The organism is Streptomyces sp. PL-29, from assembly GCF_058344425.1.
This window is the reverse complement of the sequence record NZ_CP136996.1, coordinates 6,715,637-6,728,955: the sequence shown is the minus strand read 5'-3', so window position 1 is coordinate 6,728,955 and position 13,319 is coordinate 6,715,637. Positions and strand designations below refer to the sequence as shown.

Here is a 13,319-nt window from a genome sequence, read left to right as displayed (position 1 = left end):
CGCGCGGGGGCGGGGAGGCGGGCCGGTCCCGCCGGGACGGGCGGGATGGTCGGGACCGGCTGGTGCGCGGATCGGCGGACGGGCGGACCTGATGCCCGGGATCGCCGGGGCTCAGTGGGAGACGCAGAGCTCGTTGCCCTGGGGGTCGGCGAGGGTCGTCCACGTACTGGGGCCCTGGCGGCCCTCGTGGAGGAACTTCGCCCCCTTGGCGACGAGGCGCTCGACCAGTACCTTCGGGTCCTCGTCACCGGTGCGGACGTCGAAGTGCATCCGGTTCTTGACGGTCTTGGCCTCCGGTACGAGCTGGAAGAGGACGCGCGGGGCGCCTTCCAGCCCCCCGGGGTGGCGGATCGCCGCTCCCGCCTTCCAGACGAGCGTGCCGCGGTGGGTGGTGGTGTCGTCCTCGGTCGCGTGCCCCGCGGCGATCAGGCCGCGGATGAACTGCTCGTCGCTGGGCTCCACTTCCCAACCGAGGGCGTCGGCCCACCAGTCGGCGAGGGGGTGCGGATCGGGCGAGTCGATGGTCACCTGGAACGTGTACGCCATGCCGGGACCCTACTGACCGGGCGCGGGCCGCGCCACAGGAGGACCGCCGTGACCACGGCGGGCGGCGCGCTCATTGCGGCGGGCGGGGGGCGGCGAGCCGCGAGGAGACGAGCACGCCGACGATGGCCAGCCAGGCGGCCACGGCGATCCAGAGCAGAAACTCCCCCACCGGAACGAGCCAGGCGATGCCGGCCGGCTCCGCGACGGACAGGCACGCCGTGGCCGTCATTCCGAGGGGGAAGACGGTGGCCCAGCGCCGGATGTCGCCGCGCGTCCGGGGGTGGCGCAGTTCGGCGGTGAGCAGGACCGCGTACCAGACGAGGGACAGCGCGAGCGTCACGAGCGTGACGCCGCGCAGGGCCGTGTGCGCCGCGGCCGTCCACACGGGAGACGCGGTGAGCTTGGAGCCGGCCAGGGCGGAGAGGGAGAGCGCCCCGCCCGCCACCCAGTGGTCGCCCGCGCCGCCCGCCACCTCGCCCAGGTCGAACCTGAGGAGAGCAGCCGCGTAGAGCAGCAGCCCGAGGCAGAAGGCGGCCAGCGCGGCCCGGGCCAGCCAGTCCTGGTGGCACGCGGCGGCGAGCACGGCTGCCAGGAGGGCGAGCCCCTGCGTCGCCACGCAGCCGAGGAAGGCGCCTCCGGGCATGCGGCGGTGCCAGTGGCGTACGACGTTGACCAGCAGTCCCGGCCAGAGCACCGCCGCCAGCGCGAGCAGTGCCGCGGCCGCGGTCTGCCGGCCGAGGAGGGAGATCCGGGTGCCGATGACGGTGGTCGCGGCCACGGCCGTCAGGGCGGCCGGGGTGTCGGCCTCGGCGCGGAACCGCCCGCGATCGCCCACGAGCCGGGCCGTGAAGTCGAAGCCGAGGACGAGCCACAGGGCGACCGCGACGACGAGTGCGACCAGCGACGCCGCCTCGTGTCCCGTCATGTACAGCCCGACGGAGATGATGCCCGTGGCCATGACGGCGGCCCCCGCCGCCGGCGGAAGGCCGGTCCACCAGCCCGGGCCCGGAAGGATGCTCACGCTTCCAGCGGACCGCACGGTTCAGCAGGCCGCCAGCGGGCGGGGCCGACTGGCGGCCCGCCCCCGCGCGGCAATCCCAGGGTACGTGTGCAGGGTGCACGTGACGGGACGCGGCCGTCCCGGGCCCTGGACGGAGCGGGAGAGAAAGCGGTCCGCCACGGGGGCGATGCGGACGGCCGAAGGGTCCCCTCGACGGCGCCCGCGCCGCCATCGAGGTGGCCGGAACTTGCGCTTGCCAGGCCTGTTAGGTCTACCTAACCTATGGCTCGCTCGAGCACGTTCGGCACGACTTCGGGATCCGTCCCCAACCGAAGGAGCCTCCCCCCATGAACGCACGTCTCGACCACGCCCAGCCCTACGCCATCGGCCTGTTCCGGATCGTCACGGGCCTGCTCTTCGCCTCGCACGGCGCCGCTTCCCTCTTCGGCGTGCTCGGCGGCGCCCATGGCGGCGGCACCGTCGCGGCGGGCACCTGGCCGGGCTGGTACGCGGCAGTCATCCAGCTGGTCGCCGGTGCCCTGGTCCTGCTGGGCCTGGGCACCCGCGCGGCCGCGTTCGCCGCCTCCGGCTCCATGGCGTACGCGTACTTCACGGTGCATCAGCCCGGTGCGCTCTGGCCGCTGCAGAACGGCGGCGAGGCCTCCGCGATGTTCTGCTGGGCCTTTCTGCTCCTTGTCTTCACCGGACCCGGCGCCCTCGCGCTGGGCTCCCTGTTCGCGTCGCGAACGACCGCCTCTTCAAGGCACCGCGACGACACCCGACCGGAAACCGTGGCCGCCTGAAGAATGGATTCGTCCGCAGATCAACGGCCGATAGCCTGTCGCACATGGACGAACTCAACGGGGTGGAGATCGTCGGCTTCGCGGACGCCGAAGCGTTCGAAAGCTGGCTTGCCGAGCACTACACACGCCAGGAAGGGGTGTGGGTCAAGCTCGCGAAGAAGAAGTCCGGGATCCCGTCGGTCACCGATGACGAGCTCGTCGACGTAGGGCTCTGCTACGGCTGGATCTCCGGGCAGCGACGCTCTCTCGACGACACGCACTACCTGCAGAAATACGTGCCGCGCCGGCCCAGGAGCCTGTGGTCGCAGGTGAACGTCGACAAGGTCGCGGCGCTGACCGCCACGGGCCGGATGCGGGAACCGGGGCTCGACGAGGTGCGCAGGGCACAGGCGGACGGTCGCTGGGTCGGCGCCTACGCCCCACAACGCACCGCGGGGGTGCCGGAGGACCTCGAAGCGGCACTCGCGGCGCGTCCCGAGGCCCGCGCGGCCTTCGACGCACTGGACCGGACCGGTCGCTACCTGGTCGCCCTGCCGCTGCTCCAGGCCCTCACGCCGGAGACCAGGAAGGCCCGGCTCGACCGGGCCGTGCGCCTGCTGGCCGGTGACCCTCCGCAATGAGGCGGTGAGATGTCGGGGCGGCGGCCAGGCTCTCCCTGCCCCCGGAGAAGGCATCGGGCCCGACCCCACCGCTCACGGGGAGGCCGGGCCCGGGGGCCCGGGGGCCCGGGGGCCCGGGGGCCCGGGGGCCCGGGGGCCCGGGGGCCCGGGGGCCCGGGGGCCCGGGGGCCCGGGGGCCCGGGGGCCCGGGGGCCCGGGAAGTCGGCCCTCGGCGGGTCAGGAATCCTGGTGGCGCGCCTGCTCCGCCCGCTCCGCGTTCCGCTCCTTGATCCGCACCGCTTCCTTGCGGACCTCTGCCTGGGTGGCGCGCTCCCGCAGGAGCCACTCGGGGGACTCCTGCTTCAGCGCTTCGATCTGCTCCGTGGTGAGGGGCTCGGTCACTCCGCCGCGGGCGAGGCCGGCGATGGAGACGCCCAGCTTGGAGGCGACGACCGGGCGGGGGTGCGGACCGTTGCGGCGCAGCTCCTGGAGCCACTGGGGCGGGTCGGCCTGGAGCGCGCTCAGTTCACTGCGCGAGACGACACCCTCCTGGAACTCTGCGGGGGTGGCCTGGAGGTACACGCCCAGCTTCTTCGCCGCGGTCGCGGGCTTCATCGTCTGGGTGTTCTGGTGCGACGTCATGAGGTCAAGGGTATCGAGCATGTGCACGGCTTCCGACCACGCCCGGTAACCTTGCGGGGTGACAGGCTCGGAAACACCCCCAGCGTTCCGGCTCGCTTATGTCCCCGGCGTGACCCCTGCCAAGTGGGTGCGGATCTGGAACGAGCGGCTGCCCGACGTACCCCTGACCCTCGCGCAGGTCTCCTCCGCCGAGGTGTTCGGCGTCCTGCGCGCCGGTGACGCCGACGCGGGCTTCGTCCGCCTCCCGGTCGACCGCACCGACCTCAGCGCGATCCCCCTCTACACCGAGACCACGGTGGTCGTCGTCCCCAAGGACCACCTCGTGGCGGCGGCCGAGGAGGTCACCACCGAGGACCTCGCCGACGAGGTCGTGTGGCAGCCGCTCGACGACACCCTGGACTGGGAGAAGCTTCCCGGCCAGCCCGCGATCGAGCGGCCCGCCACGACGGCGGACGCGGTCGAGCTGGTGGCGGCGGGTGTGGGCGTGCTCGTCGTGCCCCAGTCCCTGGCCCGCCTGCACCACCGCAGGGACCTCACCTACCGGCCGGTCTCGGACGCACCCACGTCACGGGTGGCGCTGTCGTGGCCACAGGCGGAGCCCACCCCCGACCTGGTGGAGGAGTTCATCGGGATCGTCCGCGGACGGACGGTGAACAGCACGCGGGGCCGGCAGCAGGCGGCTCAGCAGCCCAAGGCCAAGGGCAAGCGGCCCGAGCGGGGCACGGGCAAGGCCGTCGGCAGCGGACCCCGGCGCGGGTCCGGGGCCGGGTCCGGCAAGCCCGCTTCGGGCAAGGCGGCCGGGAAGAACGCGCGCGGTGGCTCCGGCGGGGCCAAGGGAGGCAAGGGCGGCAAGCCCCGGCGGCGCCCCTAGGGCTCCGGCCCCCGGCATCCCGGACGGCGGGGACCGTGGAATGGTCCTCGAAGAACCGTCACCGGCAAGGATTTGCCAGAATCGGATCATGCTGACCATCGGGACGATCGTCATGGGCGCCGAGGACGTGCGGCGGGCCGCCGCATTCTGGTCCGGGGCGCTGGGCTACGTACCACGTGACGGCGCGGTGGACGACGGCTGGACCGTCCTGGAACTGGCCGACGGCGCCGGACCCGCACTGGCCCTCGGCCGCAGCATCACGCCGGTCCAGCGGCGCCCCCGCGTCCACCTCGACCTGTACGCGGCGGACGCGGCCGAACAGGCGGCGGAGGTGGCACGGCTGGTGTCGCTGGGAGCCCGGCACGTGGAGTGGGACTCCTACCCCGAGAACCCTGACTTCGTGGTCCTGGCGGACCCCGAGGGCAACCGCTTCTGCGTGATCGACGCGACCCACGGCTGACTCCCCCACCCCGTCTGCGAGAGACGGACGGGGCGTGAGGCCCTGCGGAGGGGACTGCGAGGCCTCGCCGCCGTGCCGTTCCTCACTGATGCGGATCGGCTCGATGACGACGTCGTCGACCGGGCGGTCCCCTGCTCCGACGGCTGTGCCCGCGATGGAGTCCACGACCTTGCGTGGAAACGGCGGTCCCGCACGGGCGGCTCCGGCGCGCCCGCTCGGGCGGAAGGCGGCCGAAGGCTCACCCGGCCGGGGCCGGCATCCGTGCAACCGAAGATCCCGTCGGCGGGCTGCGGCCGGTGACGCGGGCAGAGCCACGCAGACAACGGCCCTTCCTGATCCCCCGCTTTCCCCTTCCTTAAGCGGAACCTAAGGCTCATCGAGACCGCCCCGAAGCGAACGAATGTCCGTTTCGGGGCGGCTAGCGTGCTGCCGCAACCCCAACTCCCCAGTAGCACAAAGGCAGGCACGCGATGGGCAGCACACTCGGTCACCGGCGCAGGACGAGTCGTACGGCGAGGGTCACGGGCGCGATCGTGGCAGCGGCGGTGATCGGCGGTGCGGCCTTCGCGCTCACCGGGACCGCACACGCCGGGTCCGTCGGGGCCGTCTACACGAAGTCCAGTTCCTGGAGCGGCGGTTACACCGGGCAGTACGTCATCACCAACAGCACCGGGCAGCCCCGGTCGGGCTGGACGCTGGAGTTCGACCTCCCGACGGGCACGAAGATCGACTCGCTCTGGAACGGCACCCACACCGTGGCCGGGCAGCGCGTCACCGTGAAGCCGGCAGGCTGGAACGGGGAGCTGGCAGCCGGCGCCTCCGTCACCGTCGGATTCGTCGCGAGCGGCCCCGGAGCCCCGGGCGACCCGACGGGCTGCCGTATCGACGGAGTGAAGTGCTCCGTCGACCAGAGCGCCACCGCCCAGCCGAGCGGGCGACCCACCACCCGGCCGACCGCCACCGCGGCTCCGACTGCGGCCCCGACCACCGCCCCGACCGCTTCGGCGACCTCCGCCCGGCCGACCCGCACCGCGTCGCCCTCCCCCACGGCGACCACCCCGGCACCGGTCGGCGGCGCGCGCTTCGCGCCGTACGTGGACACCTCGCTCTATCCCGCGTACGACCTGCTCGACACGGCGGCCAAGACCGGCGTGAAGGAGTTCCACCTGGCCTTCATCACCTCCGGCGGCGGCTGCGCACCGCTGTGGGGCGGCGTCACCGAACTCGCGAACGACCAGGTCGCCGCGCAGATCGGTGCGCTGCGCGCCCAGGGCGGTGACGTGCGGGTGTCCTTCGGTGGGGCTGCCGGACACGAACTCGCCCTGAACTGCGCCACGGTGGACGACCTCGCCGCCGCCTACGGGAAGGTCGTCGACCAGTACCGCCTCACCAAGGTCGACTTCGACATCGAGGGCGCGGCCCTGCCCGACACCGCTGCCAACGCGCGCCGCGCTCAGGCCATAGCCAAGCTCCAGAAGGCCCACCCGGGTCTGGACGTGGCCTTCACGCTGCCCGTGATGCCCGAGGGCCTGACCCAGCCGGGGGTGGCGCTGCTGGCCGACGCCCGCAAGAACGGCGTCCGCGTCGACGCCGTCAACATCATGGCGATGGACTACGGCCCCGCGTACAGCGGGGACATGGGGCAGTACGCGATCCAGGCCGCGACCGCCACCCAGGCCCAGATCAAGGGCGTGCTCGGACTCTCCGAGGCGGCGGCGTGGAAGGCCCTGGCCGTCACGCCGATGATCGGCGTCAACGACGTGGCCAGCGAGGTCTTCACGGTCTCGGACGCGACAGAGCTCGTGGAGTTCGCGGCGTCGAAGGGAGTCGGCAGGCTGGCCATGTGGTCCTCCACGCGGGACAAGCAGTGCGCGGCCGGAGCCGTCAGCCACGCGGACGCCACGTGCAGTTCGATCCTCCAGCAGCCCTTGGCCTTCACCAGGGCCTTCGCCGCCCTCAAGTAGCGCACGGCCCGGTCGGCTTCGGCCGGATCAGACCAGGATGCCCGCCCGGGTGGCAAAGTCGAGCGCCATGTCGACGCGCGGGGCGGGGCGGCCTTCGGTGCCGGGCGCGGTGAGCAGGGCCGTCGCCGCCTCGGCGTCGGCCCTGCCCTCGCGTACGAGCGCCGCGAACCGGTCGACGGCGTCGGCGAGGGCCCGCTCGTGCACGGAGGGGGCGTCGAAGGAGGAAGCCGTGAGGCCGAGGAACTCCTCGTGTGAGCCGGCCCAGGGCGCGGCTCCCTCCAGCCCGTCCTCGTGCAGCTCCCGCGGGTACGGGATGCGATGCCAGGCTCCGTTCTCCCACCAGTAGACGAAGCCGAACATGTTGCCGTCGGCGTCGTCCCGCAGGAGCTCCCAGGGCAGCCAGTCCGGCCCACCCGCCAGGAAGTCGATCTGCTCGCCGCCGATGTGGGTGGTGCTGCCGTCGGGGTCCTGACCGCAGAACACCGCGCGGTCTTCGTCGAACACGCTCAGCCGCCACCAGCCGTCGGCTCCGGTGGAGTGGCACCACAGGCCGTCCTCGTCGAGGGCGAACTCCGTGCCGGTGGAGGAGGCGACGTCGACCATCGCCATGATCGCGGCCCTGGTCCACAACTGCTGTGGGTGATCGAGGTCTTCGGGCCGGCTCGGCGTGTGCATGCTTGGTCTCCTCCAGGGTCTTGGACAAGCCTCGCACGGCATCGGCGCGACGCCTCACGAGGGTCCGCCCCGGCACGGACGAAGGCCCGTCCCGACCGGAGGTCCGGCCGGGACGGGCCCGGTGCTTCGGCCGTCAGGCGTTGATGCAGGTGTTACCGGCGGCCGGGTTGAGGGCGCCGATCAGGTTGATGCTGTTTCCGCACACGTTGATCGGAATGTGGATCGGGATCTGGACGACGTTGCCCGAGAGGACGCCCGGCGAGCCGACCGCGTAACCCTCCGCGACGGAGTCCGCCGAGGCCGAGGACGCACCGCCGATGACCGCCAGGCCCATCACCAGGGCGAGGCCCGCACTCTTCCAAACACGCGACACGTGGAATCTCCTTGTCGTGCAGGACGGTGCCGGAGCACCGCACGGCCCCGAGGGGGGCCGCCCCTCCTTCTTCGGCAGCAGACCGTCACCGCCCGAAGCCCGGACGGCCCCGTTCCCTCGAAGAGGTGCCCGCACGACCTCCGTTTGGTGGTATCCAGGGTGACGGCCCACGGCAGAGCCGGGCTCGAATTCTCTGTTCGAACACACCAGTTCGGATTCCTGCAGCACGACGCGGAAAGCCCCAGCCAGCCTCGAAGAAACGAACCGGGCTTCCAGGGCAGCGACTTCACGGAACCGGCGGGCGGCGGAGCAGCCCGGGTCGATCTGCCACGACGCCGGGGCAGGGCCCGGCGCCGGCACCCGGCCGATCCTCCGCCGGGTGCACCGGGGGCCGCCGCGCGGGAGCGGCCTCGCCCTTGCGCAGGGCGGCACCCGGCCCGTGTCGAACCGGACCGGGTGCACGCCCGACCACCCATGTCACACGGGCTTTTGCGACCAACTCGTGCACAGGGACCAGATGATGAACACGTCGATCGCGATGATGATGATCGACCACCACGGCTGGTACGGCAGCCACAGGAAGTTGGCGATGATGCTGAGTCCGGCGAGCACGATGCCTGCGCCCCTGGCCACGTTGGAGCCGAGGAACAGGCCCACTCCGGTCAGCACGACGATGATCCCGACGATGAGGTGGATCCAGCCCCACGACGTCAGGTCGAATGCGAAGACATAGCTGCCCAGACGCGCGTACACGTCGTCCTCGGCGATGGCCGCGATGCCCTGGAAGATCGCGAGGCATCCGGTCACGACCAGGAGGACCGCGGCCAGGAACGTACCGACCGCCCCTCCGGTTCCGTCGCCTCCGCTGGACAGCGGTGTGGTGCCCGGCGCGGGGCCGGTGTTCCAATTTCCCCCGGTCGGTGTCGACTGGCCCATCGAACTCACCTCACAGTTGGCGGTACCGCGCCGGACACACCCCACAGTGTCGTCCGGCCGACGGTTTCTCGTGATCACCCGAAGCGGGTGGTCCTCCCTTCCGGGTCGTGGAGCGGGCGCGGCGTCAGGCGGCGGGTACCTGGCGCATTTCGAGAACCCGCAGGCCCATGGCTTGGAAGCGGGTGAGGAGCCCGTACAGGTGCGCCTCGTCCGCAACGGTGCCGAGGAGGAGCGTCTGCTCCCGGACCGGGATCCGGTCGAGCTCGGGGAAGCTCGCGGCGAGCGTGTCCGGCACGACGCCCGAGATGTGGAACGCGTAGCGCATGAGAGCACTCACTTCTCTCCGGAGGAAGACGTCAGGTGCCGTGACTCGGCCTGCCTGGTTCCTGCCTCATTTCTGCCTGGCTCTGCCGTGTGCTGCCGGGTTTCGCGGAGTTCTGCCCTGCCATCGTCGGCCCGGCTCCCGCAGCCCGGCATCGCCCGGTACGGGCGAGGCGCTTCCCCCTAGAGCAGCCCGAGGTCCTGGGCTCGGTGGACGGCGTCGCTGCGGCGGGTGACGCAGAGCTTGCGGTAGATGCTCTTGAGGTGAGTCTTGACGGTGTTGGCCGACACATACAGCTCGGCAGCGATCTCCTCGGTGGACAGCATCCGTGCGGCCTGGCGCAGCACCTCGGTCTCCCGTGCGCTAAGCGCCTCCACCACGGGCGACGGCGTGCCGGGCCCGGTCGCCGGGTCGGCCGGGCGGACGCGGCCCGGGGCCGGACGGGAGCCTTCTCGCAGGTGTCGGCGAACCCAGGGGCCGCTCTCGGCGAACGGCCGGCGCAGTCCCTCCGGCCGGGAGAGGTCCACGGCTTCGGCCAGCTTCCGGCGGGCCTCCACGGCGTGGCCGTCCGCGGCGGCGATCTCTGCTCCGAGCAGGTACGCCGCCACCCGCACCGGCGGCGCGACGCCGTCGCCGGCGGGCAGGCCCGCGAGCTCTCGCGCGGCGGCCCCGGCGCGGCCGACCGCCAGGAGGGCGCGGGCACGGGCCAGCACGTGCTCGGGCCGCGCGGAGGGTGCGGCGTCGAGCACCCGCAGGGCCGCCACGGCGTCACCGCATGCCAGGTGGGCTGCCGATCCGGCCACGGCCAGCGCGTCCGCCGCCCACGCGGACAACGGCTCCGCGGCCCCCGTCGAGCGCAGTCGGGCGAGGATGGCGAGAGCGGCCTCGCCGTCGCCCCCGGCGGCGGCGATCCTGGCTCCGATGACGGCGGCCTGGACCGCTGCCGTGCTATCGGGGCGGAGGCCGGCGGCCGCGGCCGTGGTCGCCAGGTCCAGGTGGATTCGGGCGGCCGGCAGGTCGTCGTGCTCCACGGCGACGCCTGCCCGGACGAGGTGACCGGTGCCGGAGCGGCGCTCGGGCGGGAGCGCCGACTGCTCGGCGACGGCGAGGGCGGCACGCGCGTGCTCGGCGGCCCGCCGCAGCCGGCCCCGCATCAGCTCGGCGAGGGCCAGCGAGCCGAGCGCGTCGCAGAGCGGATACCGGGTGCCGGGATCCCCTACCGGCTCGGCGGCCGGCTCCGCGCAGGCCTCGGCGGCAGCCGCGAGGGCAGCGCGCGCCGAGTCGAGCCGTCCGGCGCCGAGCCTGACCGCGCCGAGTGCCGCGAGGAGCAGGGCACGGATCTCGGGGTGCGCGGCGACCAGCGGGGCCGGCAGCTCGCCGAGGAGCCGCTCGGCGTCGGCCGCCGCCCGCTCGGTGGCCGCCAGGTCCCCGGTCGCGCGCCCGGCGAGCGTCCCGAGGAGGGCCCGGCTGAACCTGGCGGCGGCGCCGGAGCCGGGGCCGAGGTGGGTGTCCGCGCGGCGCACCGCATCCCGGTAGCCGGGGAGGTCCTGTACCACCAGCCGGAGGGCCGCCCCGACCAGGGCGGGCGCCGCGCCCGCCGCGTCCGCGGGCAGGGGCGCGAACGCCCGGTTCAGCCGCTCCGCCCGCAGGCCGGTGAACAGCCGGCCGATCGCCAGGTCGTCGACGAGCCGCCCCGCGGCGAACGACCAGTCGCCGGCGGCCGCTGCCTGGACCACGGCCTCGTCGAGCCGGCCGGTCCCGGCGAGCCAGCGCGCCGCCCGCCCGTGCAGCTGCTGCTCCAGCCCCGGGTGGCGCTGACGCAGGTGTGCGCGCAGGACCTCGGCGAAGAGAGGGTGCAGCCGGTACCAGGCGGATGCGTCGACCTGTTCCAGGAAGGCGTTGTCGCGGGCCAGCCGGGCGAGGGTGAGGGCGGCGTCGTCACGGCCGGTCAGCGCGTCCGCGAGGTCGGGGTGGACCCGGTCCGTGATGCTGACGCGCAGCAGGAGGTCCCGGGTGGCCGGCGGCTGCGCGTCGAGCACCTCTTTGAGCAGGTAGTCGGCGATCGTGGTGCGGTCGGCCGCGAACTGGCGAACGAAGGCTTCCGGGTCGGGGCTGCGCTGCATCGCGAGGGCGCACAGCCGCACCCCCGCGGCCCATCCCTCGGTCCGTTCCATCAGCAGCCGGATCCCGGCCTGCGAGAGGTCCAGCCGGTGCTCGGCCAGTAGGGCCTCGGCGTCCGCGTCGGTGAACCTGAGGTCGGCCTGGCGAATCTCCGCGATCTCGCCCGCCGCCCGGTAGCGGTGCAGTGGCAGCAGGGAGTCCGTCCGGCTGGTGAGGACGACGCGCAGGCCTCCGGCGGCGTGCCGAAGCACGAAGTCCAGTCCCTCCGTCATGGCGGGGCGGGCGGGCCGTGTCGAACTGGTCGAGCACGAGTACGGCGGGCTGCGCGGAATCGGCCAGAGCCGCCGCCAGACGCACCAGGAAGGACTGGGTCACCCCTTCGGCGCGGGTCGGCCTGCCCACGGCGGCGGGCAGCTCGACCCCGCCCCGGTGGAGGGCCTCCATGACGTACGCCCAGAAGACGCCGGGGGCGTCGTCGGGTTCGACGGTCAGCCACAGAGGGGGCCGCGGCGCCCGGCCGCCGGCCGCCCAGTGCGCGGTGAGCACCGTCTTGCCCGAGCCGGCCGGACCGTTGATCAGGGTGAGCGGGCCCCGCACCCCGGCCGTCAGACGGCTGAGCAGCTCGGGTCGGTGGACGAGGGTCTTGGGCACGGCCGGTGCGGTGAAGCGGGCCGTGAGCATCGGGTCGCTCTGCGGTCGGGCCACAGCCTCCACTGAAACCGCGATCGGTCGTGATCACCACTCGTGCCGTCCGGTACGGGTGAGGTGCGGGCCCGCCGCCGGGCTCTCGGGCGGGCTCACCGCTGGGCCGGCCCGGGGCCGGGTGCGCGCTGCGGCGGGTCGTCGGCCGTGCCCAGCCGACGCGCCAGCAGGTGCTCGTGGGCCAGTACGTACCCCACGGCGACACCCATGGTGACGACGACGAAGAACATGATCAGCCAGGACAGGACGACGAAGACCAAGCCGAGGCCGCCGAACTGTTGGAGGCTCCGGTTCAGGGCGCGGGGCATGTAGAACTGGGAGCCCCAGCTGATCAGGCCCGCCCCGACCGCGACCAAGACCGCGCCGGGCAGCAGGGGAAGCCATGCCACCCGCCCGCCGAGCAGGAGGTGCTGGGTCCACCACCACAGCAGGATCCCGCTGATCAGGGAGACCACCGCGCCGAGGACCCGGCCGGCGCCGAACGCCTGCTGCACGGGCCCCTGGAACAGCAGCGCCGTCAGCCAGACCAGCAGCCAGGCCAGCCAGCGCCAGGCCGCCAGCCGGGCCCCCGCCTTCGGCAGGTGCCAGGCGCGCTCGCAGGTCCGCTGGAGAGCGCGGCTGCAGGCGGTCGCGGACAGCAGTGTGACCACGACGCCCACCACCCCGGTGCTCGCGAGGGCTGCCGTGTCCTCGCCGCTGTTCTGCACCACCGAGCGGATCTGGTCCAGTGCCGGGCCCGTGAGGCCCAGGGTCCCGCTGATGGTGGAGACGAGCTGCTTGCGCATCCAGTCGGGTGCGAGGGCCCCGATGACGAAGATGGCGGGGATCGCGCCGAGGAAAGCCTGCGCGGCCAGCCGGGTCGCACAGTCCAGCAGGTTGACGCGCGCGAACTGTTCGAGGATCCGGCCGAGGAACGGCGTGTAGGTGCGCATCCAGGCCGGCACGGTGAAGCGGGGCGGCTTGTCACGCGGTTCCGACACGGTGACGGCTCCTTCCCCGGACGGCGCCTGTCGGCTGCGGTTGCCCTCCACGAGAAGGATGCGGCCGCACCGAACGTCCGGCACGTCGGGAGCGGCCCCCGCGCGGGTGGGGAGCGCGGCCCCGGTGGCTCCGGCCCGAGGTCCGAGGCCGGCCCGGAGCGGACGTACGGCCGTCGTCCCGGGCGGCCGGTCCGGCCGTACCGCAGGGCCTGGCACGCGCGGCGGTCGACGGCCCGCCCTGTGTCACCGGCGGCCTGCGGGAGCCGCGGCGCGGGCGCCGGGGCTCCCGGGACGCGGGGCGTCGGCCGAGGCCCGCCACCGCCCT

Annotated in this window: 14 protein-coding genes; 5 read left to right on the top strand and 9 right to left on the bottom strand. The window is 73.6% G+C overall.

What is annotated here, in order from left to right; all coding sequences use genetic code 11:
- Positions 1–111 precede the first annotated feature (111 nt).
- Together R4Z63_RS30640 and R4Z63_RS30635 are read right to left on the bottom strand one after the other, a co-directional pair.
- Positions 112–546 (bottom strand): VOC family protein, encoded by a 435-nt coding sequence (locus R4Z63_RS30640; RefSeq protein WP_037917151.1) that lies wholly within the window; start codon positions 544–546, stop codon positions 112–114.
- A gap of 70 nt (positions 547–616) precedes the next feature.
- Positions 617–1,567, bottom strand: a complete 951-nt coding sequence (locus tag R4Z63_RS30635) for an SLAC1 family transporter (RefSeq protein ID WP_384455661.1) — start codon at positions 1,565–1,567, stop codon at positions 617–619.
- Positions 1,568–1,893: 326 nt separating this feature from the next.
- Here R4Z63_RS30635 and R4Z63_RS30630 point away from each other — a divergent pair, with 326 nt between their 5' ends.
- On the top strand, positions 1,894–2,349 hold the full coding sequence (locus R4Z63_RS30630) for a DoxX family protein (RefSeq protein WP_384455657.1): 456 nt from the start codon (positions 1,894–1,896) through the stop codon (positions 2,347–2,349).
- A 44-nt stretch (positions 2,350–2,393) separates the two neighbouring features.
- Positions 2,394–2,969: a YdeI/OmpD-associated family protein gene (locus tag R4Z63_RS30625; RefSeq protein ID WP_384455654.1), complete on the top strand. Its 576-nt coding sequence runs from the start codon at positions 2,394–2,396 to the stop codon at positions 2,967–2,969.
- A 216-nt stretch (positions 2,970–3,185) separates the two neighbouring features.
- Here the strand turns inward: R4Z63_RS30625 and R4Z63_RS30620 are convergent, their stop codons facing one another.
- Positions 3,186–3,590: a DUF5997 family protein gene (locus R4Z63_RS30620; protein ID WP_172671262.1), complete on the bottom strand. Its 405-nt coding sequence runs from the start codon at positions 3,588–3,590 to the stop codon at positions 3,186–3,188.
- 58 nt (positions 3,591–3,648) lie between these two features.
- Between R4Z63_RS30620 and R4Z63_RS30615 the strand changes: the two genes are divergently transcribed.
- The 3 genes from R4Z63_RS30615 (at position 3,649) to R4Z63_RS30605 (ending at position 6,885) form a co-directional block, all read left to right on the top strand.
- On the top strand, positions 3,649–4,461 hold the full coding sequence (locus R4Z63_RS30615; protein ID WP_384456055.1) for a LysR family transcriptional regulator substrate-binding protein: 813 nt from the start codon (positions 3,649–3,651) through the stop codon (positions 4,459–4,461).
- Positions 4,462–4,549: 88 nt separating this feature from the next.
- Entirely contained in the window at positions 4,550–4,921 is a 372-nt protein-coding gene (locus R4Z63_RS30610) for a VOC family protein (RefSeq protein WP_491522616.1), read from the top strand.
- Positions 4,922–5,391: 470 nt separating this feature from the next.
- Complete coding sequence (locus tag R4Z63_RS30605) at positions 5,392–6,885, top strand: cellulose binding domain-containing protein (RefSeq protein WP_384456052.1); 1,494 nt, start codon at positions 5,392–5,394, stop codon at positions 6,883–6,885.
- A gap of 27 nt (positions 6,886–6,912) precedes the next feature.
- Here R4Z63_RS30605 and R4Z63_RS30600 read toward each other — a convergent pair whose 3' ends face one another.
- The 6 genes from R4Z63_RS30600 to R4Z63_RS30575 all read right to left on the bottom strand — a co-directional run bounded on the left by R4Z63_RS30600 (position 6,913) and on the right by R4Z63_RS30575 (position 12,994).
- Positions 6,913–7,560 (bottom strand): hypothetical protein, encoded by a 648-nt coding sequence (locus R4Z63_RS30600; RefSeq protein ID WP_384456049.1) that lies wholly within the window; start codon positions 7,558–7,560, stop codon positions 6,913–6,915.
- Between the two features lie 133 nt (positions 7,561–7,693).
- The gene (locus R4Z63_RS30595) at positions 7,694–7,933 is read right to left on the bottom strand and encodes a chaplin (RefSeq protein WP_037917135.1); all 240 of its coding nucleotides are present in this window, start codon (positions 7,931–7,933) and stop codon (positions 7,694–7,696) included.
- Between the two features lie 477 nt (positions 7,934–8,410).
- Positions 8,411–8,869: a DUF7144 family membrane protein gene (locus R4Z63_RS30590; protein ID WP_037917134.1), complete on the bottom strand. Its 459-nt coding sequence runs from the start codon at positions 8,867–8,869 to the stop codon at positions 8,411–8,413.
- A 124-nt stretch (positions 8,870–8,993) separates the two neighbouring features.
- Positions 8,994–9,194, bottom strand: coding sequence for a DUF8691 family protein (locus tag R4Z63_RS30585; RefSeq protein WP_037917131.1), 201 nt, complete (start codon positions 9,192–9,194; stop codon positions 8,994–8,996).
- A 179-nt stretch (positions 9,195–9,373) separates the two neighbouring features.
- Positions 9,374–11,584 (bottom strand): winged helix-turn-helix domain-containing protein, encoded by a 2,211-nt coding sequence (locus R4Z63_RS30580; protein WP_491522615.1) that lies wholly within the window; start codon positions 11,582–11,584, stop codon positions 9,374–9,376.
- Positions 11,585–12,109: 525 nt separating this feature from the next.
- Positions 12,110–12,994, bottom strand: a complete 885-nt coding sequence (locus tag R4Z63_RS30575) for a YhjD/YihY/BrkB family envelope integrity protein (protein WP_384456041.1) — start codon at positions 12,992–12,994, stop codon at positions 12,110–12,112.
- Positions 12,995–13,319 lie beyond the last annotated feature (325 nt).

What these genes read in the sequence shown, in the direction of transcription:
- R4Z63_RS30640 (WP_037917151.1), bottom strand. Translation starts at nt 546, where the DNA reads ATGGCGTACACGTTCCAGGTGACCATCGACTCGCCCGATCCGCACCCC.
- R4Z63_RS30630 (WP_384455657.1), top strand. Translation starts at nt 1,894, where the DNA reads ATGAACGCACGTCTCGACCACGCCCAGCCCTACGCCATCGGCCTGTTC.
- R4Z63_RS30625 (WP_384455654.1), top strand. Translation starts at nt 2,394, where the DNA reads ATGGACGAACTCAACGGGGTGGAGATCGTCGGCTTCGCGGACGCCGAA.
- R4Z63_RS30620 (WP_172671262.1), bottom strand. Translation starts at nt 3,590, where the DNA reads ATGACGTCGCACCAGAACACCCAGACGATGAAGCCCGCGACCGCGGCG.
- R4Z63_RS30610 (WP_491522616.1), top strand. Translation starts at nt 4,550, where the DNA reads ATGCTGACCATCGGGACGATCGTCATGGGCGCCGAGGACGTGCGGCGG.
- R4Z63_RS30605 (WP_384456052.1), top strand. Translation starts at nt 5,392, where the DNA reads ATGGGCAGCACACTCGGTCACCGGCGCAGGACGAGTCGTACGGCGAGG.
- R4Z63_RS30600 (WP_384456049.1), bottom strand. Translation starts at nt 7,560, where the DNA reads ATGCACACGCCGAGCCGGCCCGAAGACCTCGATCACCCACAGCAGTTG.
- R4Z63_RS30590 (WP_037917134.1), bottom strand. Translation starts at nt 8,869, where the DNA reads ATGGGCCAGTCGACACCGACCGGGGGAAATTGGAACACCGGCCCCGCG.
- R4Z63_RS30585 (WP_037917131.1), bottom strand. Translation starts at nt 9,194, where the DNA reads ATGCGCTACGCGTTCCACATCTCGGGCGTCGTGCCGGACACGCTCGCC.
- R4Z63_RS30580 (WP_491522615.1), bottom strand. Translation starts at nt 11,584, where the DNA reads ATGACGGAGGGACTGGACTTCGTGCTTCGGCACGCCGCCGGAGGCCTG.